At 75.3% G+C, this 23693-nt stretch carries 22 protein-coding genes; 9 read left to right on the plus strand and 13 right to left on the minus strand.

Features of this window, described 5'->3' with window-relative positions:
- Positions 1–3: 3 nt before the first annotated feature.
- The 4 genes from Q0840_RS10895 to Q0840_RS10910 form a co-directional block, all read right to left on the minus strand.
- Positions 4–2115 carry a methyl-accepting chemotaxis protein gene (locus Q0840_RS10895; RefSeq protein ID WP_298459493.1) on the minus strand — a complete coding sequence of 704 codons (2112 nt, stop codon included), beginning with the start codon at positions 2113–2115 and terminating at the stop codon, positions 4–6.
- A 96-nt stretch (positions 2116–2211) separates the two neighbouring features.
- Entirely contained in the window at positions 2212–3459 is a 1248-nt protein-coding gene (locus tag Q0840_RS10900; protein WP_298459494.1) for a MalY/PatB family protein, read from the minus strand.
- 75 nt (positions 3460–3534) lie between these two features.
- Positions 3535–4833, minus strand: coding sequence for a PhoH family protein (locus tag Q0840_RS10905; RefSeq protein WP_298459572.1), 1299 nt, complete (start codon positions 4831–4833; stop codon positions 3535–3537).
- A 409-nt stretch (positions 4834–5242) separates the two neighbouring features.
- On the minus strand, positions 5243–6004 hold the full coding sequence (locus tag Q0840_RS10910; protein WP_298459495.1) for an isoprenyl transferase: 762 nt from the start codon (positions 6002–6004) through the stop codon (positions 5243–5245).
- A 223-nt stretch (positions 6005–6227) separates the two neighbouring features.
- Between Q0840_RS10910 and Q0840_RS10915 the strand changes: the two genes are divergently transcribed.
- Positions 6228–6941, plus strand: a complete 714-nt coding sequence (locus Q0840_RS10915) for a hemolysin III family protein (protein WP_298459496.1) — start codon at positions 6228–6230, stop codon at positions 6939–6941.
- A gap of 95 nt (positions 6942–7036) precedes the next feature.
- On the opposite strand, the gene Q0840_RS10920 is transcribed toward Q0840_RS10915, so the two are convergent.
- The 3 genes from Q0840_RS10920 to mca form a co-directional block, all read right to left on the minus strand.
- Complete coding sequence (locus Q0840_RS10920) at positions 7037–7825, minus strand: carbon-nitrogen hydrolase family protein (protein WP_298459497.1); 789 nt, start codon at positions 7823–7825, stop codon at positions 7037–7039.
- A gap of 113 nt (positions 7826–7938) precedes the next feature.
- A complete protein-coding gene (locus Q0840_RS10925; RefSeq protein WP_298459498.1) occupies positions 7939–8304 on the minus strand; it encodes a hypothetical protein in 366 nt (121 codons plus the stop codon).
- A complete protein-coding gene (gene mca / locus Q0840_RS10930) occupies positions 8301–9161 on the minus strand; it encodes a mycothiol conjugate amidase Mca (RefSeq protein WP_298459573.1) in 861 nt (286 codons plus the stop codon). The genes Q0840_RS10925 and mca overlap by 4 nt, the downstream gene beginning before the upstream one ends.
- 209 nt (positions 9162–9370) lie before the next feature.
- Here mca and Q0840_RS10935 point away from each other — a divergent pair, with 209 nt between their 5' ends.
- Together Q0840_RS10935 and greA are read left to right on the plus strand one after the other, a co-directional pair.
- Complete coding sequence (locus Q0840_RS10935) at positions 9371–9781, plus strand: DUF4307 domain-containing protein (RefSeq protein ID WP_298459499.1); 411 nt, start codon at positions 9371–9373, stop codon at positions 9779–9781.
- A 278-nt stretch (positions 9782–10059) separates the two neighbouring features.
- Positions 10060–10545 carry a transcription elongation factor GreA gene (gene greA / locus Q0840_RS10940; RefSeq protein WP_298459500.1) on the plus strand — a complete coding sequence of 162 codons (486 nt, stop codon included), beginning with the start codon at positions 10060–10062 and terminating at the stop codon, positions 10543–10545.
- Between the two features lie 106 nt (positions 10546–10651).
- Here the strand turns inward: greA and ilvA are convergent, their stop codons facing one another.
- Genes ilvA through Q0840_RS10955 form a run of 3 tightly spaced genes read right to left on the minus strand, consistent with a single transcriptional unit; the run spans position 10652 to position 14248 of the window.
- Positions 10652–11851, minus strand: a complete 1200-nt coding sequence (ilvA, locus tag Q0840_RS10945) for a threonine ammonia-lyase (RefSeq protein ID WP_298459501.1) — start codon at positions 11849–11851, stop codon at positions 10652–10654.
- 31 nt (positions 11852–11882) lie between these two features.
- Positions 11883–13019, minus strand: coding sequence for an AI-2E family transporter (locus tag Q0840_RS10950; RefSeq protein WP_298459502.1), 1137 nt, complete (start codon positions 13017–13019; stop codon positions 11883–11885).
- Positions 13016–14248 (minus strand): cystathionine gamma-synthase, encoded by a 1233-nt coding sequence (locus Q0840_RS10955; protein WP_298459503.1) that lies wholly within the window; start codon positions 14246–14248, stop codon positions 13016–13018. Before Q0840_RS10955 ends, Q0840_RS10950 begins: the two co-directional genes overlap by 4 nt.
- Positions 14249–14365: 117 nt before the next feature.
- Here Q0840_RS10955 and msrA point away from each other — a divergent pair, with 117 nt between their 5' ends.
- On the plus strand, positions 14366–15028 hold the full coding sequence (msrA, locus tag Q0840_RS10960) for a peptide-methionine (S)-S-oxide reductase MsrA (protein ID WP_298459504.1): 663 nt from the start codon (positions 14366–14368) through the stop codon (positions 15026–15028).
- 183 nt (positions 15029–15211) lie between these two features.
- Here msrA and Q0840_RS10965 read toward each other — a convergent pair whose 3' ends face one another.
- The 3 genes from Q0840_RS10965 to Q0840_RS10975 all read right to left on the minus strand — a co-directional run bounded on the left by Q0840_RS10965 (position 15212) and on the right by Q0840_RS10975 (position 18209).
- Positions 15212–15616 (minus strand): FKBP-type peptidyl-prolyl cis-trans isomerase, encoded by a 405-nt coding sequence (locus Q0840_RS10965; RefSeq protein ID WP_298459505.1) that lies wholly within the window; start codon positions 15614–15616, stop codon positions 15212–15214.
- Positions 15617–15690: 74 nt separating this feature from the next.
- Positions 15691–17088 carry a cystathionine beta-synthase gene (locus Q0840_RS10970; RefSeq protein WP_298459506.1) on the minus strand — a complete coding sequence of 466 codons (1398 nt, stop codon included), beginning with the start codon at positions 17086–17088 and terminating at the stop codon, positions 15691–15693.
- A gap of 257 nt (positions 17089–17345) precedes the next feature.
- Positions 17346–18209, minus strand: coding sequence for a Bax inhibitor-1/YccA family protein (locus Q0840_RS10975; protein ID WP_298459507.1), 864 nt, complete (start codon positions 18207–18209; stop codon positions 17346–17348).
- A 362-nt stretch (positions 18210–18571) separates the two neighbouring features.
- Here Q0840_RS10975 and Q0840_RS10980 point away from each other — a divergent pair, with 362 nt between their 5' ends.
- From Q0840_RS10980 to Q0840_RS11000, 5 genes are all read left to right on the plus strand, one after another.
- On the plus strand, positions 18572–19513 hold the full coding sequence (locus tag Q0840_RS10980; RefSeq protein ID WP_298459508.1) for an ATP-binding cassette domain-containing protein: 942 nt from the start codon (positions 18572–18574) through the stop codon (positions 19511–19513).
- 2 nt (positions 19514–19515) lie between these two features.
- On the plus strand, positions 19516–20364 hold the full coding sequence (locus Q0840_RS10985; protein WP_298459509.1) for an ABC transporter permease subunit: 849 nt from the start codon (positions 19516–19518) through the stop codon (positions 20362–20364).
- Between the two features lie 2 nt (positions 20365–20366).
- On the plus strand, positions 20367–21860 hold the full coding sequence (locus tag Q0840_RS10990; RefSeq protein WP_298459510.1) for a sensor histidine kinase: 1494 nt from the start codon (positions 20367–20369) through the stop codon (positions 21858–21860).
- Positions 21857–22597 (plus strand): response regulator transcription factor, encoded by a 741-nt coding sequence (locus tag Q0840_RS10995; RefSeq protein WP_298459511.1) that lies wholly within the window; start codon positions 21857–21859, stop codon positions 22595–22597. The genes Q0840_RS10990 and Q0840_RS10995 overlap by 4 nt, the downstream gene beginning before the upstream one ends.
- A 96-nt stretch (positions 22598–22693) precedes the next feature.
- Positions 22694–23593, plus strand: a complete 900-nt coding sequence (locus Q0840_RS11000) for a siderophore-interacting protein (protein WP_298459512.1) — start codon at positions 22694–22696, stop codon at positions 23591–23593.
- Positions 23594–23693 lie beyond the last annotated feature (100 nt).

Raw genomic sequence — 23693 nt, forward strand, 5'->3', positions numbered from 1 at the left:
CGGTCAGGCCCTGACCAGCCGGAACTCCTCGACACCGGCGTTGAGCTGAGCGACCACCCGCCCCAGGTCGGCCACGGCCTGACGGACGTCGCCGATCCCGTCGGAGGTGCGGTCGGTGTCCTGCGCCACGAGCGTGATCGTGGAGGCGACGTCGGCGGAGCTGTCCGCCGCGGTGACGAGGTTGCGCTCGATCTCCGACGTCGTCATCGTCTGCTCCTCGACGACGGCCGCCATCGACGACTGCTGCTCGTCCACGAGTGCGATCGACGCGGAGATCCGCTCGATCGCGGCACGCACGTCCGCGGCGTCCTCGGACACCGCAGCCAGGACCGGCGCGATGGTGTCGATCGCCGTGGCTGTCTGCTGCGCGAGGTCCTTGACCTCCCCGGCCACCACGGCGAACCCGCGACCGGCCTCGCCGGCGCGTGCCGCCTCGATCGTCGCGTTCAGCGCGAGCAGGTTGGTCTGCCCGGCGATCTGGGTCACCGTGGTCAGGACCGCCGCGATCTGCGACGACGACGACGCCAGCCGCCCCGCGGCACCGGCGGCGTCGGACGTCATCCCCACCGCCGCCGCGGCCTGGCCGGACGCCGCGACGACGCCCTCGGCGACGGAGCCGATCGAGGCCCGCATCTGGCTCATGGCGGCCGTCACGGACTGCACCTCCGAGCTGACCACCGAGGCGCTGCGCGCCGCGCTGCCGGCGCGAGCCGTCGCGGACCCGGCGACCTCGTCCAGCAGGCCGCTGGACCCCTCGAGCGCGCCCGCGGTCGAGCGCACCGAGTCCGCGCTGGTCTGCATCCTCTCGACCGCGCCGCGCATGGCGTCGATGGCCTCACCCAGGGCCGCACCCATCACCCCGACCTCGTCGTGCCCCTCCGGCTCGACCCGGACCGACAGGTCACGCCGGGCAACCCGGCGCAGCGCGTCGGTGAGCCGGCCGATGCGCGCGACCACGCGTCCGGAGACGACGACGACGCCCGTGCCGGCCACCAGGGTGACGGCCAGACCGGCGAGCAGGAGGTTGCGCACCAGGGTCGCGGAGCCCGCCTCCAGCCGATCCGGGACGGCCTGCAGGTCGGAATCCAGGCTCCACGCGGCCAGCGTCCAGCCCCACGGGCCGAAGCGGGTCAGGTGCACCGTGGCCGGTCCGCCGGCGACCGTGTCCACCCGGACGTCGGTGGCCCGCGACGGGTCGACGGCGGCGGCCGCGTCGAGCAGACGCTGCGCGTACGGCGCACCGGTGGCGTCGACGTCCTCGAGCGCCGAGGCACCCTCGGTGCCGCCGGGCGGGGGCACGACCCAGCCACCGGCGGCGTCGAGCACGGTGAGGTATCCCCGGTTGCCGACCCGGACGTCGGCGAGCGCTGCCCGCAGGGGCGCGTCGACGGTGGTCTGCGGCAGCCCGACGAAGAGCGCGCCGACGACCTGCCCGTCGGCGACGACCGGCGCGTACGCCGTCACGTACGGCTGACCGACCACGGTCGCCGTGCCGAAGTAGGTCTGCCCCGCGAGCAGCGTGGCCACCACGGGGTTCGGTGTGCCGTCGGGGCTCTGGGCCGCGATCGCGGTGCCGATCGCCCGCGCGCCGGCGTCGGTCGGGACGCTCGTCGCGACCCGCAGCATGGCGTCGTCGGCGGTGCGCTGGAAGATCGTCGTGGGCGTCCCGAGCAGCGCCTCGATCTCGTCGACGACCGGCGTGGTCATGCCGAGGTCGGCGTTCTGGCCCAGCCACTGCCCGCCGACCGACATCCGCGGCAGCGTCACCGGCGTCTGCTCCTTGGTGACCTGGTTCGTCATGGTCCACGGCACGGCACCGTCGAAGGTCACGGCGCCGCGGGAGGCCATCACCTGCTCGGCCACCCGGATCGCGGACTCCATCCGCTCGGTGACCGTGGTGACCTGCGTGGTGACCAGGCCGAGGGCCTGCTCGGAGGTGGCGCGCACGGCGGCGTCGTTGAGCCGGCGGACGTCGTCGCCGGCCTGCCGGGCCAGGACGCCGGTCTGCCATCCGCCGACGACGGTGAGGAGCAGCGCCGTGAGGACGACGGCTCCGGCGCCCATGGCGACGAGCTGGGCACGCAGGCTGCTGCGCAGTCCGCGGGGGTGAGACATGGCGTGCTCCTGACAGGGGGTGACGGGTCGGCGCGCCCGAGCGCGCCACGGCGCCCTATCGGCACCGCGGGCACCGCGGCGAGAGGTCGCGGCCGGTCAGCGCCGGCGGACCGCCTGCCCCATCGCCTCGACCGCCTGCACGACCAGGGGTCGCGGTGTCGCGAAGGTGTACCGGGCGAACCCCTCGCCCGCCCGGCCGCACGCCGCGCCGTCGGTCAGTGCGACGCCCGCCTGCTGCCGGAAGAAGACGCCGGGGCTGGTCGGCAGGTCCAGGGCGCGGCAGTCCAGCCACGCCAGGTAGGTGCCGTGCGGCGGGGTGTAGCGCACCTCGGGCAGGTGCTCGGCGAGCAGGTCGGCGAGCAGGAACCGGGTGCCGTCGAGGTAGCCCAGGACCGAGTCGAGCCAGGGCCGTCCGAGCCGGTAGGCGGCGGTGGCGGCGACCACGCCGAGCGTGCTCGTGCCGTGCCCGGCCAGGTCCCCGATGCGCTGCCAGACGGCGGCGTCGGCGGGGTTGCTGAGGATCATCTGGGCGCACTTGAGGCCCGGGATGTTCCACGCCTTGGACGCCGACGTCGCCGTCACGGTGTGCGCGGCGGCCTCCGGCGAGATCGAGGCGTACGGGACGTGCAGGGCGCCGGGGTAGACCAGCGGCGCGTGGATCTCGTCGGAGAACACCCGGCCGCCGCGGCGCTCGACCACCTCGCACAGGGCCAGCAGCTCCTCGCGCCGCAGCACGCGACCCAGCGGGTTGTGCGGGTTGCACAGCACCACCAGGCCGCCCGCCGGGGCCAGCGCACGGTCGATCGCCTCCAGGTCCAGGGTCCGGACGCCGCCCACCTCGACCGCAGGGACCTCCACGACCTCACGACCCAGCGTGGCCGGCACCGTGAGGAACGGCATGTAGGCCGGGGTGGGCAGCACCACCGGGGAGCCGGCACGGGAGAAGTGCTCGACGGCCACCATGAACCCGGCGAGGACGTCGGGCAGCGCGTGCACCGCCTCCGGCGGGACGTCCCAGCCGTAGCTGTCGCGGTGCCACGTCGCGGCGGCCTCGGCGAGGTTCGTCCACGCCGCGGGCGGCAGGTAGCCGAACGCGCCCTCCGCCACGGCGGCGTGCAGGGCACGCACCACCGGCTCGGCCGCCGGGAAGTCCATCTCGGCGACGAATGCGCCCAGCGTGTCGGGGGTCGACCACTTCAGGCTCCCGGCCGCGCGCAGCGCGTCGGCCGTGATGGCGTCGAGCTGCTCCTCCCCCACGGGGTCCAGGTCCGGCTCGGGACCGCGGACCAGCGGGCGCACGAGCGACCCGGTCGCGTCGGGCGGCGGGACGGGGTCGGACGTCACGGGGGCTCCCGGGGGGGTGGGGACGCTGGGGGCTCGCACCGCGGTGGGCGGGCACGCCCGCCCACCGCGGTGCGCCTAGACCTCGAGCGACTCGAGCATCTCGGTGACCAGCGCCGCCACCGGTGAGCGCTCGGAGCGGGTGAGGGTGACGTGGGCGAACAGCGGGTGTCCCTTGAGCGCCTCGATGACCGCCGCGACCCCGTCGTGCCGGCCCACCCGCAGGTTGTCGCGCTGGGCGACGTCGTGGGTGAGGACCACGCGTGAGCTCTGCCCGATCCGGGACAGCACGGTCAGCAGCACGTTGCGCTCGAGCGACTGCGCCTCGTCGACGATGACGAACGCGTCGTGCAGGGACCGGCCGCGGATGTGGGTCAGCGGGAGCACCTCGAGCAGGTCGCGGTCCATCACCTCCTCGACCACCTCCTGGGACACCAGCGCCCCCAGGGTGTCGAAGACGGCCTGGGCCCACGGGTTCATCTTCTCCGCCTCGCCCCCGGGCAGGTAGCCGAGGTCCTGGCCGCCGACGGCGTACAGCGGCCGGAACACCATGACCTTGCGGTGCTCGTTGCGCTCGAGCACGGCCTCGAGGCCGGCGCACAGCGCGAGCGCGGACTTGCCGGTGCCCGCGCGGCCGCCGAGGGACACGATCCCCACCGACGGGTCGAGCAGCAGGTCGATCGCGATGCGCTGCTCGGCGCTGCGGCCGTGCACCCCGAAGGCGTCCCGGTCCCCGCGCACGAGCCGCACCTGCTTGTCCGCAGTCACCCGGCCCAGGGCGGACCCGCGCGGCGAGTGCAGCACGAGGCCCGTGTGGCAGCGCAGGCCTCGCTCGGCGGCACCGTCCACCTCGACCAGGTCGACGCTCTCGTGCTCCCACAGGTCGGCCATCTGGCGTTCGGTGAGGTCCAGGGCGTCCATCCCGGTCCACCCGGAGTCGACCGCCAGCTCGGCCCGGTACTCCTCGGCCCGCAGCCCGACCGCGGAGGCCTTGACCCGCATCGGCAGATCCTTGGACACCACCGTGACGTCGCGCCCGTCGCGGGCGAGGTTCGCCGCGACCGCCAGGATGCGCGTGTCGCCGTCGCCGAGCCGGAAGCCGGTGGGCAGCGCGCCGGCGTCGGTGTGGCCGAGCTCGACCCGCAGCGTGCCGCCCACGTCACCCACCGGCAGCGGACGGTCGAGCCCGCCGTGCTCGACCCGCAGGTCGTCGAGCATGCGCAGCGCGGAGCGGGCGAAGTACCCGAGCTCGGGGTGGTCGCGCTTGGCCTCCAGCTCGCTGATCACCTGCACGGGCAGCACGACGTCGTGCTCGGCGAAGCGGAACAGGGCCTTGGGGTCCGACAGCAGCACGGACGTGTCGAGCACGTAGGTCACGTGCCCCCCGTCGGGCGCGGTGACGGCTGCCTGGTCGGTGTCCTGGAGGACGGTCTGACGGACCACGGCGGGCTCCCTCCGGCGCTGGCTCAGCGCCGCTCTGGCTGCCCCCACCGGTCACGGACCGGCGGGCGGCGGCTGGGGTGGGGGACGGTCGACCGGCCGGCGGGCCGGGACCGGCCCACCTCCCGGAGCACGTGCTCCATGGGCTGGCCTCCCGAGGGACGGCAGGTGCCGTCCGTTGCCGTGGACGCTACGCCGGGCCACCCCCACGGCAGCGCGACACGCGCGACACTCCCCCCGGCGGGGTCGACAGTTCACCCGGGGGTCACCGGGCGTCGCCCGGCACGGCCACGTCGCGACGCCGGCACACCGTGACACCGGCACACCGCGACAGCGCGGCGCCCGCTCAGCGCCCGAGCCGGCGCTCCCGCTCCGCGTACGAGCGCAGCGCCCGCAGGAAGTCCACCCGGCGGAAGTCGGGCCAGTACGCCTCGCAGAAGTAGAACTCCGAGTGGGCGCTCTGCCACAGCAGGAAGCCGCCCAGCCGCTGCTCGCCCGAGGTGCGGATCACCAGCTCCGGGTCGGGCTGCCCGCGGGTGTAGAGGTTCTCGGCGATGTGCTCGACGTCGACGGACTCGGCGAGCTGCTCCAGCGACGTCCCGCGCCGGGCGTGGTCGAGCAGCAACGACCGGACGGCGTCGACGATCTCGTGCCGGCCGCCGTACCCGATGGCCACGTTGACGTGCAGGCCGCCGATCCCGTCGGTCCGCTCCTCGGCGTCGCGCAGCTTGGCCGCGGCGTCGGCGTCGAGCAGGTCGAGGTCCCCCATCACCTGGATGCGCCAGCGTCCGCTGGTGGCCAGGTCGCACACCGCGTCGGTGATGATCTGCACGAGCTCGCGCAGCTCCGCGGCTGGCCGCTTGAGGTTGTCGGTGGACAGCATCCACAGCGTCACCACCTCGACCCCGACCTCCTGCGACCACACCAGCAGGTCGGAGATCTTGTCGGCCCCCCGGCGGTGGCCCGTGGACGCCGGCTCGCCGAACGACCGCGCCCAGCGGCGGTTGCCGTCCAGGATCACGCCCACGTGCCGGGGCACCGCCTCGCGCGGCAGGGAGGCCGCGAGCCGGCGCTCGTACAGGCCGTACACCGGGCGGGGCAGACGCACGTGCAGGCCTCCTGGGTCGGCGGGACCTGCCCACGCTACCGCCCGCGTCCCCCACGGCACGGCGGAGCGCGCGGCGCCCGCCGTCGACCCCGGGCGCCCGGGCGCCGGACGCACCGCGGGTGCAGCGCGCGCTCCGGCACAACCTACGGTTCGGTAACCTACGGTGCCGTCGGTCTGCGGCGAGCGGCCGCGCCGCGGCCGGAGGGACGGAGGACGACGCACCATGGCCCCACCATCGCCCGACCGGCCCGACGGCTCGCTCGGCGACGACCTGCTCGACGGCGTCGCCGACCTCGCCGAGGCCGTCAAGCCACGCCTGCGGGGCTGGATCCACCTCGGCATGACACCCGTGGCGGTGCTCGCGGGCGCGGTGCTGGTCGCACTCGCCCCCACGTCGCCGGCCCGGTGGACGACGGCGGTCTTCGCGCTGACGTCCGTGATGCTCTTCGGCACCAGCGCGGTCTACCACCGCGGCACCTGGTCGCCGCGGGTGGCCGGGGTGCTGCGCCGGCTGGACCACTCCAACATCTTCCTGATCATCGCCGGCACGTACACGCCGCTCGCGGTGCTGCTGCTGCCGCCGTCGACCGCGCGCGTCCTGCTGTGGACGGTGTGGGTCGGCGCGGTGCTCGGACTCACCGGCCGGGTGCTGTGGCTCGGGGCGCCCCGCTGGCTCTACACGCCGATCTACGTGGCGCTGGGGTCCGTCGCCCTGGGCTTCCTGCCGCAGTTCTCCCGCAGCGGCGGCACGGACGTCGTCGCGCTCGTCGTCGCCGGCGGCGTCGCGTACATCGCCGGCGCGGTGGTGTACGGCACCAAGCGGCCGAACCCCAGCCCGCGGTGGTTCGGCTTCCACGAGGTGTTCCACCTGCTGACCGTGGTCGGGTTCGGGTGCCACTGGGCCGCGGTCTGGCTCGCGGCCGTCCGCTCCGAGTGACCACCGCGTGACCGCCGGCCGCTCCGGGCGCGGCGGGCGGTCCGCCGCGGCGCGCTCGCGGACGGCGGCCGGACGCCGGTCGCGCCGGTGCGACGTCAGCCGCGCGGGACCACGGTGTACCGCCGGTTGACCAGCGAGGGGTTCTGCGCCCGGACCGCGGCGATGGCGTCGCCGTGCACGTCGACCGTGAGCAGCCCGGGTGCGGTGCCCAGCCGCTCGAGCACGCGACCGTCGGCGCCCACCGCGAGGGACGTCCCCGTGACGCCACGGCCGGCCTGCCCGACGGCGAGCACCGCGCAGGTGTTCTCGATCGCGCGGGCGACGGCGAGCGCCTCCCACTGCGCCGCCTTGCCCGGGCCGGCCACCCAGGCCGCCGGGACCGTCAGGACGTCGGCGCCCGCGTCCACCAGCCGCCGCGCGGACTCGGGGAACCGCAGGTCGTAGCACGTCATCACGCCGACCCGCAGCCCCGCGACGTCGAGCACGAGCGGCGGGGCGCCGGCGGGGCCGGGCTCGAGCCGGTCGGACTCGCGGTGCCCGAAGGCGTCGTACAGGTGCACCTTGCGGTAGTGACCCACCAGCGCGCCGTCCGCCGCGACGGCGACGACGGCGTTCACGGCCCGGTCCGGGGTGGAACCGGGCAGCGTCACGCCGGCCAGCACGGCGACACCGGTCGCCCGGGCGCGGTCGCGCAGCGCCGTGACGAACGGGCCGTCGAGCGGCTCGGCGTGCTCGTGTCCCACGCCGCGCGGGTCGAACCCGGACGCGTACTCGGGGAGCACGACGAGCGCCGCACCGGCGTCCCGGGCGGCGTCGAGCACCTCGCACGCGGCCGTGCGCGCCGCGTCGTGGTCCGCGCCGACCACGAGCTGGGCGAGGGTCACCCGGGCCGTCGCAGCGCCGCCGCCGGCCGGTGCACCGGCCGGTACGCCGGCGCCCGGGGGGTCCGACGGCGGACGCCCGGTCACGGCCGGCGCGGGGTGCCGTCGTCGCCGGGTCACGACGCCGGCGGTCGGCCGTGGTCGTCGGGGCGGGCGGCGTCCGGCGCGGGACCCCCACCCGGCTCCGCGCCGTCCCCGGGCCCGCCGTCGACCACGCCCCGGGCCTCCTCGGCCTCGCGCGCGTCGACGGCGGCCTGCCGCACGGTGACCCGGCGCAGGTGGCGGGTCAGCGACAGGAACAGCGCCAGGCTCGCGACCGCGATGAGGAACACCGGGATGAACCCCTGCAGACCCGGTGAGACCTCGGTGGGCTCGAACGTCGTGGGCGTCGTCGGGGACGGCGACGGCTGGCCGACCGCCGCCACGACCGTCCCCTCCGCCGGACCGACGGGCAGCACGGTGTAGGCGGACGCCGCGGTCACGGGACCTCATCGGTGTCGATGCCGGCGAACAGGTCGTCCTCCGGCAGGGTGGTGGGCACGCGGGACTCGGCGAGCTCGTACTCCTCGGTCGGCCACGTCTGCGCCTCCAGGTCGCGCGGGACGGCGAAGAAGAATCCCCCCGGGTCGATCTGGGTCGCGTGCGCCCGCAGCGCGTCGTCGCGCTGCGGGAAGAACTCCGCGCAGCGGATCGACGTGGTCGTCTCCCGCTCGGGCATGTCGCGGGCCGCGCGCGACTCGATCCAGTCCCCGAACGGCGACTCCAGGCCACGCTCGAGCATCGCCTCGTGCACCGCGCGCATCCGGACCATCGAGAAGCCGTGGTTGTAGTAGAGCTTGAGCGGCTGCCACGGGTCGCCCTGGTCGCGGTAGCGCTCGGGGTCGCCGGCGGCGTGGAAGGCCTCGAAGGCGACGCGGTGGCACATGATGTGGTCCGGGTGCGGGTAGCCCCCTGACGGGTCGTACGTGGTGAGGACGTGCGGCCGGAACCGCCGGACCAGCGCCACGAGCGGCGCCGCCGCGACCTCCAGCGGCTGCGCCGCGAAGCAGCCGTCCGGCAGGGGGGGCAGCGGGTCGCCCTCGGGCAGCCCGGAGTCCACGAAGCCCAGCCAGTGGTGGCTGACGCCGAGCGCCGCCGCGGCCGCGGCCATCTCGTGCCGCCGCACCTCGCGCATGACCTCCAGCCCCGGGTCGACCGGCGGGTAGTGCGGGTTGAGGAGGTCACCACGCTCACCGCCGGTGCACGAGACCACGAGCACCTCGGCACCCTCGGCGGCGTACCGGGCGGTGGTGGCCGCACCCTTGCTCGACTCGTCGTCGGGGTGCGCGTGCACCGCCATGAGTCGCCGCTGTCCTGCAGTCACCACTCGTTCACCACTCCTCCGTGCACGTCCTGGCACGGCCGCCGGCTGAGGGTGGCGGCCCGTCGGGGACAATGGTCGCGCATCCCGGCGGCCGCCCTCACCCCGAGGCCGCCGGGCCGACCGGCCGATCACGGCCGCCTCGCCCGCCCCGGCCGGCGAGGAGCAGGCGCACAGGAGGACGAGCCGTGAGCGAGACCACCGCCCCCCGCACGCCGGCGGGCCGCTACGGACCGGCCCCCGACCCGCGGCGCCGGCGGTGGGCGCGGGCCGGGATGGTCGCGCTGGGGGCGGCGGCACTGGCGTTCTCGGTGTGGGTCGGCCTGGGCGCCGGCAGCCCCGAGGTGACCTGGGACGACGTCGGCTACACCGTGCGCGGGCCGGAGGTGGTGGACATCACGTTCCGGGTGGTCAAGGAGCCCGGCGCGACCGCGTCCTGCACGCTGACCGCGCTGAGCTCCTCCTACGCCCAGGTGGGCGTCACGACGGTCGAGGTGGGTCCGTCGCAGGGGCGCGTGGTGGAGCAGACGGTGCCGGTCGCCACCCAGGAGCTGGCCGTGACCGGGATCGTGGACCGGTGCGAGGTCCTCGACCCGTGACCGCTGAGACGCTGCCTCGACGCGGCCTCGGAGCGGGTCCGGGCACCGCGCGGGGCGGTGGGGCACGGCGGCGTTGCTAGACTGGCCGATTCACCACCGACCGCGACCAGCACGGACCCAGGCCCGACCGGCTCGACACCCTCCTCCGCGGCGACCACCGACGCGCCGTCGCACCGCTCCGGGCGGGGCGGTGCCCGCCGCCGTGCGAGCCGGGCCGGCCGGACCACGCCGCGCCGGACCGTGCCGACCGACCGATGCGCATCGAGACAGGAGCGACCATGACCGAGACGACTGCCGTCACCTGGCTCACCCAGGACGCCTACGACCGGCTGAAGGCCGAGCTCGAGGAGATGTCCGGCCCCCGCCGTGCGGAGATCGCCAGCCGCATCGCCGCGGCCCGCGACGAGGGCGACCTGAAGGAGAACGGCGGCTACCACGCCGCACGCGAGGAGCAGGGCAAGCTCGAGGCACGCATCCGCGAGCTGACCGAGAAGCTGCGCAACGTGCAGATCGGCACACCCGCCGACGACGGCGTCGTCGAGCCGGGCATGGTCGTGACCGCGGTCGTGGCCGGTGACGAGATGCGCTTCCTGCTCGGCTCGCGCGAGATCGCCGGCGACGCCGACATCGACGTGTACTCGCCGACGTCCCCGATGGGCGCCGCGATCATCGGGCGCGCCGCCGGCGACAAGGTGACCTACGCCGCGCCCAACGGGCGCGAGATCGCGGTCGAGATCGTCGACGCGACGCCCTTCACCGGCTGACCCTTCGCGCGGGCTCTCCGGCCGGGGCCGCAGCTCTCCACCCGGGATCGCCGCCACCGCAGCGGCCGCCCGCGGCCCACCGGCGGGGGCGGCGGCGGGCTGGTCGTCAGCCGCCCGCGACGCCGTACCCGGAGGCCCGCAGCTCGCGGACCACCTGCTCGCAGTGCTCGGGGCCCTTGGTCTCGAGCTGCACGTCGACCTCCACCTGGTTCAGCGGCAGGTCGACGCCGGTCCGCAGGTGGGACACGTGCATGACGTTGCCGCCGCTCGCCGCCAGCTGGGCCAGCAGCCCGGCGAGCGATCCCGGGGTGTCGTCGACCCGCAGCCGCAGCTGCAGGTAGCGCCCCGCGGACGCCAGTCCGTGCCGGACGACGCGCAGCAGCACCAACGGATCGATGTTGCCCCCGGAGAGCACGGCCACGACCGGTCCGTCGAACGCGCCCGGATCGGCCATGATCGCGGCGACGGCGGCCGCACCGGACGGCTCGACGAGCAGCTTCGCCCGCTCGGCCACCAGCAGCAGCGCGCGGGACAGCTCGTCCTCGGTGACCGTACGCACCTCGGTGCCCGCGTCCTGGAGCACGGTGAACGGCACGAGGCCCGGCGTGCCCACGGCGATGCCGTCGGCCATGGTGATCATGCCCGCGGCCGGCAGCGGCTCGCCGGCGGCGAGGGACCGTGGATAGGCCGCCGCGCCGGCGGCCTGCACACCGATCACCCGCACGTCGGGGCGCAGCGCACCGACCGCAGTCACCACCCCGGCCGCCAGCCCGCCGCCGCCGACCGGCACGACCACGGTCCGCACCTCGGGCACCTGCTCGAGCACCTCCAGGCCGAGCGTGCCCTGCCCGGCGACCACGTCGGGGTGGTCGAAGGGGTGGATGAGCACGGCGCCGGTGCGGTTCGCCTCGGCGACGGCGGCCACGAGCGCCTCGTCGACCGAGGACCCGTGCAGGCGGACCTGCGCGCCGTACTCGCGGGTCGCGGCGATCTTGGGCAGCGCCGCGTCGACCGGCATGTAGACGACGGCGTCCACACCGAGCAGGCGGGCCGCCAGCGCGACGCCCTGCGCGTGGTTGCCGGCGCTGGCCGCGACCACCCCGCGGGCACGCTCCGCGGCCGACAGCCGGGCCATCCGGACGTACGCCCCGCGAAGCTTGAACGAGCCGGCGCGCTGCAGGTTCTCGCACTTGAGCAGCACGGGGGTGCCCGCGATCGCCGTCAGCGCCCGGCTCTCCTCGACCGGGGTCACGCTCGCCACGCCGCGCAGCAGCGCCGCGGCGGCCCGCACGTCGTCGACGGACACGGGCGGGCGGCCCGTCACGCGCGCGCCCGGGTCACGTCGCGACGCGCTCGGGGCCGGCGTCCACCGCCGGCGCGCGCAGCTCGAAGTGGTCGTCGGCGCCCAGCGCCGGGAACTTGTCGTGCCCGTGCAGGTACAGGATCACGGTGTTGAGCACCGCCGCCAGCGGGACCGCGAACAGCGCCCCGACGATGCCGGCGGCGAACGAGCCGGCCGCGACCGCGAGCAGGACGCCGACCGGGTGCAGCGACACGGCGTGGCCCATGAGCAGCGGCTGCAGGATGTGCCCCTCGATCTGCTGGACGAGCAGCACGACGCCGAGCATGAGCAGCGCGACCACGGGCCCCTGGGCGACCAGCGCGACGAGGATCGCGACCACCCCGGTCAGGACGGCGCCGACGATCGGGATGAACGCGCCGACGAACACCAGCGCGGCCAGCGGCAGCGCGAGCGGCACCTGGAGCAGCAGCGCACCGATCCCGATGCCGACCGCGTCGACGAACGCGACCAGGATCTGCGTGCGCGTGTACGCGCCGAGCGTCACCAGCCCGCGGCGACCGGCCTGGTGCGCGGGACGGCGCGCCGCGCGCGGCAGCAGCGCCACGAGCCAGGACCAGATCCGCCCGCCGTCGTGCAGGAAGAAGAACGTGCAGAACAGCGCGATGAGCGCCCCCGCCGCGACGTGCCCGACCGTGGTGGTCACCGACAGCGCACCAGAGACGAGCGTGCTGGAGTTGGTGCTCGCCCAGTCCGACAGCTGCGCGGCGTAGTCGTCGAGCTGCACCGCGGTCAGGGCCAGCGGCCCCTCGGACAGCCAGTCGACGAGCTCGTCGAAGCCGGCCAGCGTCTGCGCGCGCAGCTCGCCGAAGCCCTCCGCGATCGAGGTGCCGGCCACGGTGACCAGGCCGACGACGAACGCCACCAGGCCCAGCACGGCGATCGCGACCGCGAGCGCCCGCGGGAACCGGCCCACCTCGACGAGCAGGCGCACCAGCGGGGCCAGCAGCACGGCCAGCAGCAGGGCGATGGCGACCGAGACCACGAGCACCTTGAAGTACGCGAGCAGCCAGAACAGCAGCGCCAGCCCGGCCGCGATCGCCACCAGCCGCCACGACCACGCGGCGGCCACCCGGACCGACACCGGGACGGCGTCGGCACCGGGGTCGTTCACCGCAGCGCCTGCGTGAGGTCCGCGACCAGGTCGGCCAGGTCCTCGATGCCGACCGACAGGCGCACCAGGTCGTCCGGCACCTCCAGGGCGGTCCCCGCGACCGAGCCGTGCGTCATCTTGGCGGGGTGCTCGACCAGCGACTCGACGCCGCCGAGCGACTCCGCGAGGGTGAAGACGCGGGTCCGGTCGCAGACCGCGAGGGCGCTGTCGACGCTGCCGGTGCGGAACGAGATCATCCCGCCGAAGCCGCTCATCTGGCGCGCCGCGACGTCGTGCTGCTCGTGCGAGGCCAGGCCCGGGTAGATCACCTGGGTGACCTTGTCGTGGCCCTCGAGGAACTCGGCGATCGCCTGCGCGTTGGCGCAGTGCCGGTCCATCCGCACGCCCAGCGTCTTCAGCCCGCGCAGCGTGAGCCAGGAGTCGAACGGCCCGGCGACCGCACCGGACGCGTTCTGGTGGAAGCCGACGGCGTCCGACAGCGACGTCGTCCCGGTCGGCCCCTGCATCCCGGCGGGCAGCTGAGCACCGGCTCCCACGACCACCGCGCCGCCGACGACGTCGCTGTGACCACCGATGTACTTCGTGGTGGAGTGCACGACGACGTCGGCGCCAAGCTCGAGCGGGCGCTGCAGGTACGGCGTGGCGAACGTGTTGTCCACCACCAGGACGGCGCCCGCAGCCTGCGCGTGCCCGGCGATCGCCGCGATGTCGGCGATCCCGAGCAGCGGGTTGGTGGGTGTCTCGACCCAGACGACCTTGGTGCGGCCGGGCTGGATGGCCGCGAGCACCTCGTCGGTGTCGGACAGGTTGACCGGTGTGTGCTCGATCCCCCACGGCCCGAACACCCGGGCGATCAGCCGGTAGGTGCCGCCGTAGGCGTCGTCGGGCACGACGATGTGGTCGCCGGGGCGCAGCACCGCGCGCAGCAGCGTGTCCTCCGCGGCCAGGCCGGAGGAGAACGCGAAGCCGTGCGACCCGCCCTCGACCGAGGCCAGCGCGGCCTCGAGCGCGGTCCGGGTCGGGTTGCCCGAGCGGGAGTACTCGTACCCGCCACGCAGTCCGCCGACGCCGTCCTGCTTGTAGGTCGAGACCTGGTAGATGGGCGTCACGACCGCGCCGGTGGCCGCGTCGGCGTCCTGTCCGGCGTGGATGGCGCGGGTCGCGAACCCCGCGTCGGTCCACTCGTGGTCGGGCTGCGGGTCGTGGGGCGTCTGGGGTGTCGTGCTCACGTGCTCAGGCTACGGCGGGACGGCGGGAACACACGTCGGGGCGCGACGCGTTGGACCCACAGGCCCGCCGGCGGACGTCGTCGCTGCGGGCGCACGCCACACGAGAGGGAGCCCGACATGTTCGGATCGTTGCTGCGGACCTCGATGGTCGACCCCGAGCGGGCCCTGAGGGGGCGCGACGGCTACGCCTACCCGATCCCGGCGTCGCACACCGTGCTCGGCACCCCCCTGCAGGGGCCGTGGCCGGCCGGCACCGCCCAGCTGTACGTCGCGATGGGCTGCTTCTGGGGCGCCGAGCGCGCGATGTGGCAGCTGCCCGGCGTCGTGACGACCGCCGTCGGCTACCAGGGCGGGTACACGCCGTACCCGAGCTACGAGGAGACCTGCACCGGGATGACCGGGCACACCGAGGCGGTCATGGTCGCCTACGACCCGCAGGTCCTCACGCACGAGGCGCTGCTGCGGGCGTTCTGGACGTCGCACGACCCGACCCAGGGCTACCGCCAGGGCAACGACCGGGGCACCCAGTACCGGTCGGCCGTGTACGTCACCACGCCCGAGCAGGAGGCCGCGACGGTCGCCTCGCGCGAGGCGTACTCCGCCGAGCTGGCCAAGGCGGGCCTCGGGCCGATCACGACCGAGGTCCGGCCGGCGTCCGAGGCCGGCCCGTTCTACTACGCCGAGGCGTACCACCAGCAGTACCTGGACAAGAACCCGAACGGGTACTGCGGCCTGGGCGGCACGGGCGTGGACTGCCCCGTCGGCCTCACCGGCGTCTAGCCCCTCCCGCACCCCCACCCCCCCTCGCCGAGTGCGACGAAATCCACCGTTCCCGGGTCGGGAGCGGTGGATTTCGTCGCACTCGGCGGGGGCGCGGGGGCGGGGGGCGCAGGGGCTCCCGGGCGGGGCGGCGGGGGCTCGCGGGCGCGAGGGCGGGGCAGGGGCGCCGCGGGCGGGGTCGGGTCAGTTGACGCCGACGACGTCGACGACGAACACCAGGGTGTCGGTGCCCTTGATCCCGGCCTGCGGCATCCCGCGCGAGCCGTAGCCCTGGTGCGGCGGGATCGACAGCAGGACCCGGGAGCCGACCTGCTGGCCGACCAGCCCCTGGTCCCACCCGCCGATGACGGCGCCCACGCCGATCGGGAAGTTGATCGACGAGCCGCGGTCGTAGGAGTTGTCGAAGATCTGGCCGCCCCAGACCTGACCGAGGTAGTTGACGACGAGGTCGTCACCGGCCTCGACCAGCGGGCCGTCGCCGCGCGACAGCACGACGACCTCGAGCTCCTCGGGGGCAGGTCCGGCCGGGAAGGTCAGCTGCGGCTTGTCGCCGAACGATCCGGAGGCCTCGGGCAGCTGTGCGGTCATGGAACGGTCTCCTCGGGCATCGGTTCGGTGGTGCCGTCCGGCACCACCGAACCATCCTGCCCCGACCGGGCGGGTCAGTGCGCGAGGAAGCCCAGCAGGTCGTGCCGGGTCAGCACGCCGACCGGGCGGCCGTCGTCGACCACCATGAGGGCGTCGCCGTCGTGCAGGGCCTTGCGGACGGCGTCCAGGCCCTCCCCCGAGCCGATCAGCGGCAGCGGCGGCTGCATGTGCGCCGAGACGGGGTCGGACAGCGACGCGGTGCCGGCGAAGACGGCGTCGAGCAGGTCGCGCTCGGTCAGCGAGCCCGCGACCTCGCCGATCTTGACCGGCGGCTCGGCGCCGACCACCGGCATCTGGGAGACGCCGTACTCGTGCAGGATCTCGATCGCGTCGCGCACGGTCTCGGTCGGGTGGGTGTGCACCAGCGACGGCAGCTGGCCGGACTTGGTGCGCAGCACGTCCGCCGCGGTGACGCCCGCGTCGGGCTCGAGGAAGCCGTACGAGCGCATCCAGGCGTCGTTGAAGATCTTGGCCATGTAGCCACGGCCGCCGTCGGGCAGCAGGACCACGATCACGGCCTCGGCAGCGGCGGCCGGGTCCTCGGCCTCGAGCCGCTCGGCGAGGCGCAGCGCGGCGACGACCGCCATCCCGCACGAGCCGCCGACCAGCAGCCCCTCCTCGCGGGCCAGGCGCCGGGTCATCGCGAACGACTCGGCGTCGGACACGGCGATGATCTCGTCGGCCACGGTGGGGTCGTACGCGGCCGGCCAGAAGTCCTCGCCGACGCCCTCGACCAGGTACGGGCGCCCGTCGCCGCCGGAGTACACCGACCCGGCGGGGTCGGCGCCGACGACGTGCACCCGGCCGCTCGCGCGGTCCGCGGACGCGTCGTGCAGGAAGCGGCCGGTGCCGGTGATCGTCCCGCCGGTGCCGACACCGGTCACGAAGTGGGTCACCCGGCCGTCGGTGTCGGCCCAGATCTCCGGCCCGGTGCTCTCGTAGTGGCTGGCCGGACCGTTGACGTTGGCGTACTGGTTCGGCTTCCAGGCACCCGGGATCTCCCGGACCAGGCGGTCGGACACCGAGTAGTACGACTCGGGACTGTCCGGCGCGACGGCCGTCGGGGTCACCACGACGCGCGCGCCGTAGGCCTCCAGGACGTCGATCTTGTCCTTGCCGACCTTGTCCGGGCACACGAACACGCAGTCGTAGCCCCGGTTCTGCGCGACCAGCGCGAGGCCCACGCCGGTGTTGCCGCTGGTCGGCTCGACGATGGTGCCGCCCGGCTTCAGCTCACCGCTGGCCTCGGCCGCCTCCACCATCTTCAGCGCGATGCGGTCCTTCACCGACCCGCCCGGGTTGAGGTACTCGACCTTGGCCAGCACCGTCGCGGACAGGCCCCGGGTGACCGAGGTGAGCCGGACGAGCGGGGTGTTCCCGACGAGCTCGGAGATGTGCTGGGCGTACTTCATCAGCGGACGGTCGCTTTCGGTGAGGGCGGGGACGACGGCGCCGCGGGTCCGGCGGGTGTGCGCCGGACGCCGGGGCGGCGGTCCATCGTACGGGCCCGCCGCGCGCGGTCGCCGGACGGGCCCGCCGCGCGCGGTCGCCGGACGGGGCCGCCGGACGCGACGAGGGGTGGCCGGACGCCGACGACGGGCCGCCCGACGCGACGAGGGGTGGCCGCGTGCGCGGCCACCCCTCGTCGTGCGTTGCGTACCGGCGTGCGTCAGTCGCCGCCGCGCAGGATCGCGATCAGGCGCAGGAACTCCAGGTACATCCACACCAGCGTCACGACCAGGCCGAACGCCGCCGTCCACGCGAGCTTGGCCGGCGCGCCGCCCTCGACGCCACGCTTGATCGAGTCGAAGTCCACGATCAGCATCGCCGCGGCCAGGCCGACGGCGAACAGACCGACGACCATCCCCAGGCCGCCGCTGCGCAGCGGGCCGAACATGCCGTCACCACCGGCACCGAACAGGGCCATGCCCAGGTTGATCAGCGAGAAGACCAGGTAGCCACCCATCGCCACCAGCAGCCAGCGGGTGAACTTCGGGGTCACCCGGACCTTGCCGGAGCGGAACAGCACCAGGCACGCCGCGAAGGTGGCCATCGTGGCCAGCACCGCCTGCATCACGATGCCGGGCAGGTTCGCCGCGACCTCGATGTACCAGGAGATGCCGCCGAGGAACAGGCCCTCGGCCGCCGCGTACAGGACGATGAGCGCCGGGCTGGGGCTCTTCTTGAACGCGTTCACCAGCCCCAGGACGAAGCCAACGAGCGCACCGGCGATCGCGACCGGCATGCGCAGCGTGTCCGGGACGACGAACCACGCGAACGCGGCCGTCGCCGCCACGACGGCCAGCAGGCCGGCGGTCTTGACGATGACGTCGTCGTAGGTCATGCGGCCGGCCTGGGCGTTGGTCGCCGCCGGCGCGTTGTACATCTGGTCGAGGGTCGCGGCGTCGTAGCCGGCGGTCGCCGTCGGCCCGTACTGGGTGGTCGCACCGGGACGCGCGCCCCGGCCGCGCTGCTGCCGCGACCGCTGCGGGTCACGGAACACCGCGGTGTTCTCGAAGACGGGATTGCTCATGCGTTCCTCCTGGTCACGGCGGCCGGTGGTCCCGTCCTGGGACCGGCGGGTGGTCGCTGGCCGCCACCTACCCTACGCAACGCCGGTGGGGCCGCCCGCGTTCCCGCCGAGGCCCGCCGGGCGGCGCTCATCCCCGGGTCGCACGTGTCCTCCTTCCGGCGTACCGCCGCGTCGGTGCGACATCGCCCTGCGGTGGGTCCCGGCCGCAGCGGCCGCCGCCCTAGCGTCGAGGTCGTGGCACCGGCCCAGGCCCCGGCCCAAGCGGGTCGGCCCGCCCGGCGCGACCCAGCAGCGCACCGACCAGCACCGCACCGACGCAGCACCGCACCGAAGCACCAGCGCACCGACCGGAGGACGAGGACATGATCGAGGCCCGTGGCCTGACCAAGCGATACGGCTCGAAGACGGCGGTGGACGACGTGACGTTCACCGTCCGGCCCGGGCAGGTGACCGGGTTCCTCGGCCCCAACGGCGCCGGGAAGTCGACGACCATGCGGATGGTCGTCGGGCTCGACCGCCCCACGCACGGGACGGTCACCGTCAACGGCCGGCCCTACGCCCAGCACCGCTCGCCCCTGCACGAGGTGGGGGCACTCCTCGACGCCAAGGCCGTGCACACCGGCCGGTCCGCCCTGCACCACCTGCAGGCGATGGCGGCCACCCACGGCATCGGCGCGGCCCGGGTCCACGAGGTGATCGCGATGACCGGCCTGGAGTCGGTCGCCCGCAAGCGAGTCGGCGGGTTCTCGCTCGGGATGGGCCAGCGGCTGGGCATCGCCTCGGCCCTGCTCGGCGACCCGCACACCCTGCTGCTGGACGAGCCGGTCAACGGGCTGGATCCCGAGGGGGTGCTGTGGGTGCGCACCCTGGTGCGGCACCTGGCCGCCGAGGGCCGCACCGTGTTCCTGTCGTCGCACCTCATGAGCGAGATGGCGCTGACGGCCGACCACCTCGTCGTCGTGGGACGCGGCCGGGTGGTGGCCGACGCACCGGTCGCCGAGATCATCGGCCGCGCCGGCGCGGTCCGCGTCCGGGTCCGGACCCCCCAGGCCGGCCGCCTGTCGCAGGCGCTCGCCCGCGGCGGGGTCGAGGTCACGTCGACCGGCCCGGACACGCTCGAGGTGTCCGGGACCAGTGCCGAGGAGGTCGGCGAGGCCGCCGCCGCAGCGGGCGTCGTCCTGCACGAGCTGACACCCGTGGCCCGCTCCCTCGAGGACGCCTACATGTCCCTGACCGCCGACGAGGTCGAGTACCACTCGACCTCCGGCCCCGCGCTCGCACCCGCCCTCACCGAGAGGTCCTGACCATGACCACCGCCCTGACCGACACCCGACGGCCGGCCAGCACCGGCCGCCCCGCACCCGGCGGCAGCGGGCTGACCTTCCCCCGCGTCGTCGCCTCCGAGTGGATCAAGCTGCGCACCCTGCGCTCGACCGTGTGGACGCTGGTGGTGACCGTCGCGCTCATGGTCGGCGTCGCCCTGCTCGCCGCCTGGGGCTTCACCCAGGCCGCCGAGGACGGCGGCGGGTCGGCCGCCGGCGCCTTCGCCACGACGGTGGGGTCCAACGTGGCCCAGATGTCCATCGCCGTGCTCGGCGTGCTGATCATCACCGGCGAGTACACGACCGGCATGGTGCGGTCCACGTTCGCGGCCGTCCCGACCCGGCTGCCGGCCCTGGCCGCCAAGGCGCTGGTGCTGACCGCGACGATCCTCGTCGTCGGGCTGGTCAGCGTCGCGCTCGCCTACCTCGCGACCCTGCCGCTGCTCGCCGGCACCGGCCTGGAGATCGACCTGGGCGAGCCGGAGTCGCTGCGCATCCTGGTCGGCACCGCCCTGTACCTGACCGCGGTCGCCCTGCTCGCGTTCGCGTTCGGCGCCCTCATCCGCCACTCCGCCGGCGCGCTGGCCGCGGTGCTGGGACTTCTGCTGGTGGTCGAGCCGCTGTTCGGGAACATCCCGCTGGCCTTCTTCCGCGAGGTCAGCCCGTACCTGCCCTCCACCGCGGGCAGCCGCGTGATGATGCCCGACGAGTTCAACGCCGCCCTGGGTGGCGAGGCCGCGCTGGGGCCGTGGCAGGGTTACGGCGTGATGCTCGCGTGGGTGGCGGTCGTGCTGGCGATCGCGGCGGTCCTGCTGCGCCGGCGGGACGCCTGACGATGCTGCGCCGGACGACGACGCCGGACCGGGCCACCCGCGGTCCGGCGTCGCCGTCCGCCGTGCCGGCGACCGCGACCGCGGGCACGGCGTCCGGGACCGCCGTGCCGGCGGTGCGGCCGTCCGTGCCCCCGACCGCCGGTCCCCCGAGCCCCGCGCCGCCGGCAGCCCGTGCTGCCGGCCGGACCGGCAGCACCGCCGACCCGCTGTTCACCGAGCTCACCGCGCGCCGGCTCGGCCCGGTGCGCCGGTACTTCCTGCGGCACCCGGTCGTGATGGACCTCGTGGTCGTCGCGTGGTTCGCCGTCCCGGCGACCCTCGGCGCGCTGATCGACCCCACGGGACCACCGGTGCTGCTCCTGGTGGCGACCCTGCTCGGCGCGGCGGCGCTGTTTGGCCGCCGTCGCGCACCGGTGCGGACGGCGATCGCCGTCGGCGTCCTGTCGGTGGCGACGATCGCCGTCACCGGCGGCTCCAACGGGTACGACCTCGCCATCGCGCTGGCGCTGTACGCCGTCGCGGCCTCGTCCCGCCCGCGCACCGCCTGGCTGACCCTGGCCGGGCTGTGCGTGACCACCTCGGTCGCCATCCTGCTCCGGGAGCAGCCCATGGTCATCGACGGCCCGAACGTCACGGTCGCCACCGAGGGCCCCGACGGCGCGACGGACACCGTCACCGACCTGCGGGCCGCCTCGATCACGACGCTCGTCATGTTCTCCCTGGTCGCGATCGCGGTGGGCAGCAGCGTCCGCAACCGCCGGCTGCACGTGGCCGCGCTGGTGGACCGCGCGAACGCGCTCACCGTCGAGCGCGACCAGCAGGCCCAGCTCGCCGCCGCCGCCGAGCGCACCCGGATCGCGCGCGAGATGCACGACGTCGTCGCGCACAGCCTGTCGGTGATGATCGCCCTGGGCGATGGGGCGGCCGCGGCGCTCGACCGGTCCCCCGAGCGAGCCCGGGCCGCGCTCGGCGAGCTGTCGGACACCGGCCGCGCGGCGCTGACCGACATGCGCCGCGTGCTCGGGGCGCTGCGCGACCCGGACGCCCCGTTCGACCCTCAGCCCGGGGCGGGCGACCTCGACCACCTCGTCGACCGGTTCCGGGCCGCCGGGCTGCCCGTGCGCTGGACCAGCACCGGACCGCCGCTGCCGCCCGACGCCGGCCTGGAGCTGGCCGTCTACCGGATCGTCCAGGAGTCGCTGACCAACGTGCTGCGCCACGCGCCCGGGACCGCGTGGGTCGACCTCCGGCTCGACCGCACCGACCACGGGGTCGACATCACGGTGACGGACGGCGGCGGGGCGCGGGGCGGCGGCTCGCCCCGGTCCGCCGCGGCGTCCGGGACGGCCGCGGCACCGGGCACGGTCGGGACCGGTCGCGGGGTGGTGGGCATGCGCGAGCGCGCCGCCGTGCTCGGGGGCCGGGTCGACGCCGGCCCGCACGACGGCGGCTGGCGGGTGCACGCCGTGCTGCGCTGGGACGAGAGGACACCATGACCGAGGACCACCCCGGCACCATCCAGCACGGCACCGGCGCCGGCGGCCCCGGTCGGGCGCCCACGCCGGTCCGGGTGCTGCTGGTCGACGACCAGGCGCTGCTGCGGATGGGCTTCCGGCTCGTCCTCGAGGGCGAGGACGACCTCGTCGTCGTGGGCGAGGCGGGTGACGGCGAGGCCGCCGTCGCGCAGGCGCTCGCGCTGCGACCCGACGTGGTGCTGATGGACGTGCGCATGCCCGGGATGAACGGCATCGCCGCCACCGAACGGCTCGTCGCGGAGCTGCCCGGGTGCCGCGTGGTCATCCTGACCACCTTCGACCTCGACGAGTACGCGTTCGCGGCGCTGCGAGCGGGGGCGAGCGGCTTCCTGCTCAAGGACGCCCGCCCCGCCGAGCTCGTGGCGGCGATCCGCACGGTCGCGTGCGGGGACGCCGTCGTCTCCCCCCGGGTGACCCGGCGGATGCTCGAGATGTTCGCCGGCCACCTGCCGGCCGACGGTGCCGCCACGCAGCCGGGCGGGCTGGACGTGCGGCTGCAGTCGCTGACGGCTCGCGAGCTCGAGGTGTTCGGGGCGATCGCCGAGGGACTGTCCAACGCGGAGATCGCCGAGCGACTGGTGCTGTCCGAGGCGACGGTCAAGACGCACGTCGGGCGGATCCTGGCCAAGCTCGCGCTGCGCGACCGGGTGCAGGCGGTCGTGCTCGCCTACACGACCGGGCTGGTCCGTCCCGGCTGACGCCCGGTCCGTGGCTGGACCGCCGCGGGGGCGGGTCGTGCGACGGGTTAGCGTCGCCTCACCTGCACCGCTCGCACCGCCGTCCCGAGGAGACCCGTGACCGAGCCCCCCGCTCGTCGACCGCGCGCCGCCATGATCGCCACCGTGGTCCGCACCCAGCCCCTGGCGCCGTCCATGGTCCGCGTCGTGGTGGGCGGTGCGGGGCTGGCCGGATTCCAGCCGTCGCCGTGCGCCGACTCCTACGTCAAGCTCGTGTTCCCCCCGGCCGGCTCGCCCGCCGAGCGACCGCTGGACGCGCAGGGGCGGGTGGACCTCGAGGCGCTCGGCGCGCTGCTGCCCGCCGACCAGCCGGTCCGCCTGCGCAGCTACACCGTTCGAGCCTGGGACGCCGCGGCGGGTGAGCTGACGCTGGACTTCGTGGTGCACGGCGACCAGGGCCTGGCCGGGCCGTGGGCGGCCAGCGCGCGGCCCGGCGACGAGCTGCTGCTGCTCGGTCCGGGCGGCGCCTGGTCACCCCCCGACGACGCGGCGTGGCACCTGCTCGTCGCGGACGAGAGCGCGCTGCCGGCGGTCGCCGTCGCGCTCGAACGGCTGCCGGCGGGGGCGCGCGCGGTTGCGCTGCTCGAGGTCGAGGGACCCGGCGACCAGGTGCCGATCGACGGCCCCGCGGACCGCCCGGGGGATCGCCGGGCGGGTCGCCGGGACGTCGACGTGCGCTGGGTGCACCGCGCGGGCCGCCCGGTCGGGCAGGCGCTCGTCGAGTCGGTCCGCGCCCTGGACTGGCCGGCCGGGATGCCGCACGCCTTCGTCCACGGCGAGGCGGGCTTCGTCAAGGAGCTGCGCGGTCACCTTCGCCAGGAGCGGTCCATGCCGCGCGAGCACCTGTCGATCTCGGGCTACTGGCGGCTGGGCACCGACGACGAGGGCTGGCGGGCACGCAAGCGTGAGTGGACGCGCGAGATCGACGAGCGCGAGGCGGCAGCCGGCCTGCGCTGAGCCCGCGGCACCGCGCACGGTCGCCCGGCGCGCGCCATCTCGTCGGCCTCCGCCGGACGGACGACCGCCGCCGGCCCCCGGGAGGGGGGCGGCGGCGGCC

The organism is uncultured Cellulomonas sp. (assembly GCF_947494015.1).
Taxonomy (GTDB): domain Bacteria; phylum Actinomycetota; class Actinomycetes; order Actinomycetales; family Cellulomonadaceae; genus Pengzhenrongella.

Coding starts and splice junctions, on each gene's coding strand:
- Q0840_RS10965 (WP_298459505.1), bottom strand. CDS start 15,616: ATGACCGCACAGCTGCCCGAGGCCTCCGGATCGTTCGGCGACAAGCCG.
- Q0840_RS10980 (WP_298459508.1), top strand. CDS start 18,572: ATGATCGAGGCCCGTGGCCTGACCAAGCGATACGGCTCGAAGACGGCG.
- Q0840_RS10915 (WP_298459496.1), top strand. CDS start 6,228: ATGGCCCCACCATCGCCCGACCGGCCCGACGGCTCGCTCGGCGACGAC.
- Q0840_RS10990 (WP_298459510.1), top strand. CDS start 20,367: ATGCTGCGCCGGACGACGACGCCGGACCGGGCCACCCGCGGTCCGGCG.
- Q0840_RS10970 (WP_298459506.1), bottom strand. CDS start 17,088: ATGAAGTACGCCCAGCACATCTCCGAGCTCGTCGGGAACACCCCGCTC.
- mca (WP_298459573.1), bottom strand. CDS start 9,161: ATGGCGGTGCACGCGCACCCCGACGACGAGTCGAGCAAGGGTGCGGCC.
- Q0840_RS10985 (WP_298459509.1), top strand. CDS start 19,516: ATGACCACCGCCCTGACCGACACCCGACGGCCGGCCAGCACCGGCCGC.
- Q0840_RS10975 (WP_298459507.1), bottom strand. CDS start 18,209: ATGAGCAATCCCGTCTTCGAGAACACCGCGGTGTTCCGTGACCCGCAG.
- Q0840_RS10895 (WP_298459493.1), bottom strand. CDS start 2,115: ATGTCTCACCCCCGCGGACTGCGCAGCAGCCTGCGTGCCCAGCTCGTC.
- msrA (WP_298459504.1), top strand. CDS start 14,366: ATGTTCGGATCGTTGCTGCGGACCTCGATGGTCGACCCCGAGCGGGCC.
- greA (WP_298459500.1), top strand. CDS start 10,060: ATGACCGAGACGACTGCCGTCACCTGGCTCACCCAGGACGCCTACGAC.
- Q0840_RS10995 (WP_298459511.1), top strand. CDS start 21,857: ATGACCGAGGACCACCCCGGCACCATCCAGCACGGCACCGGCGCCGGC.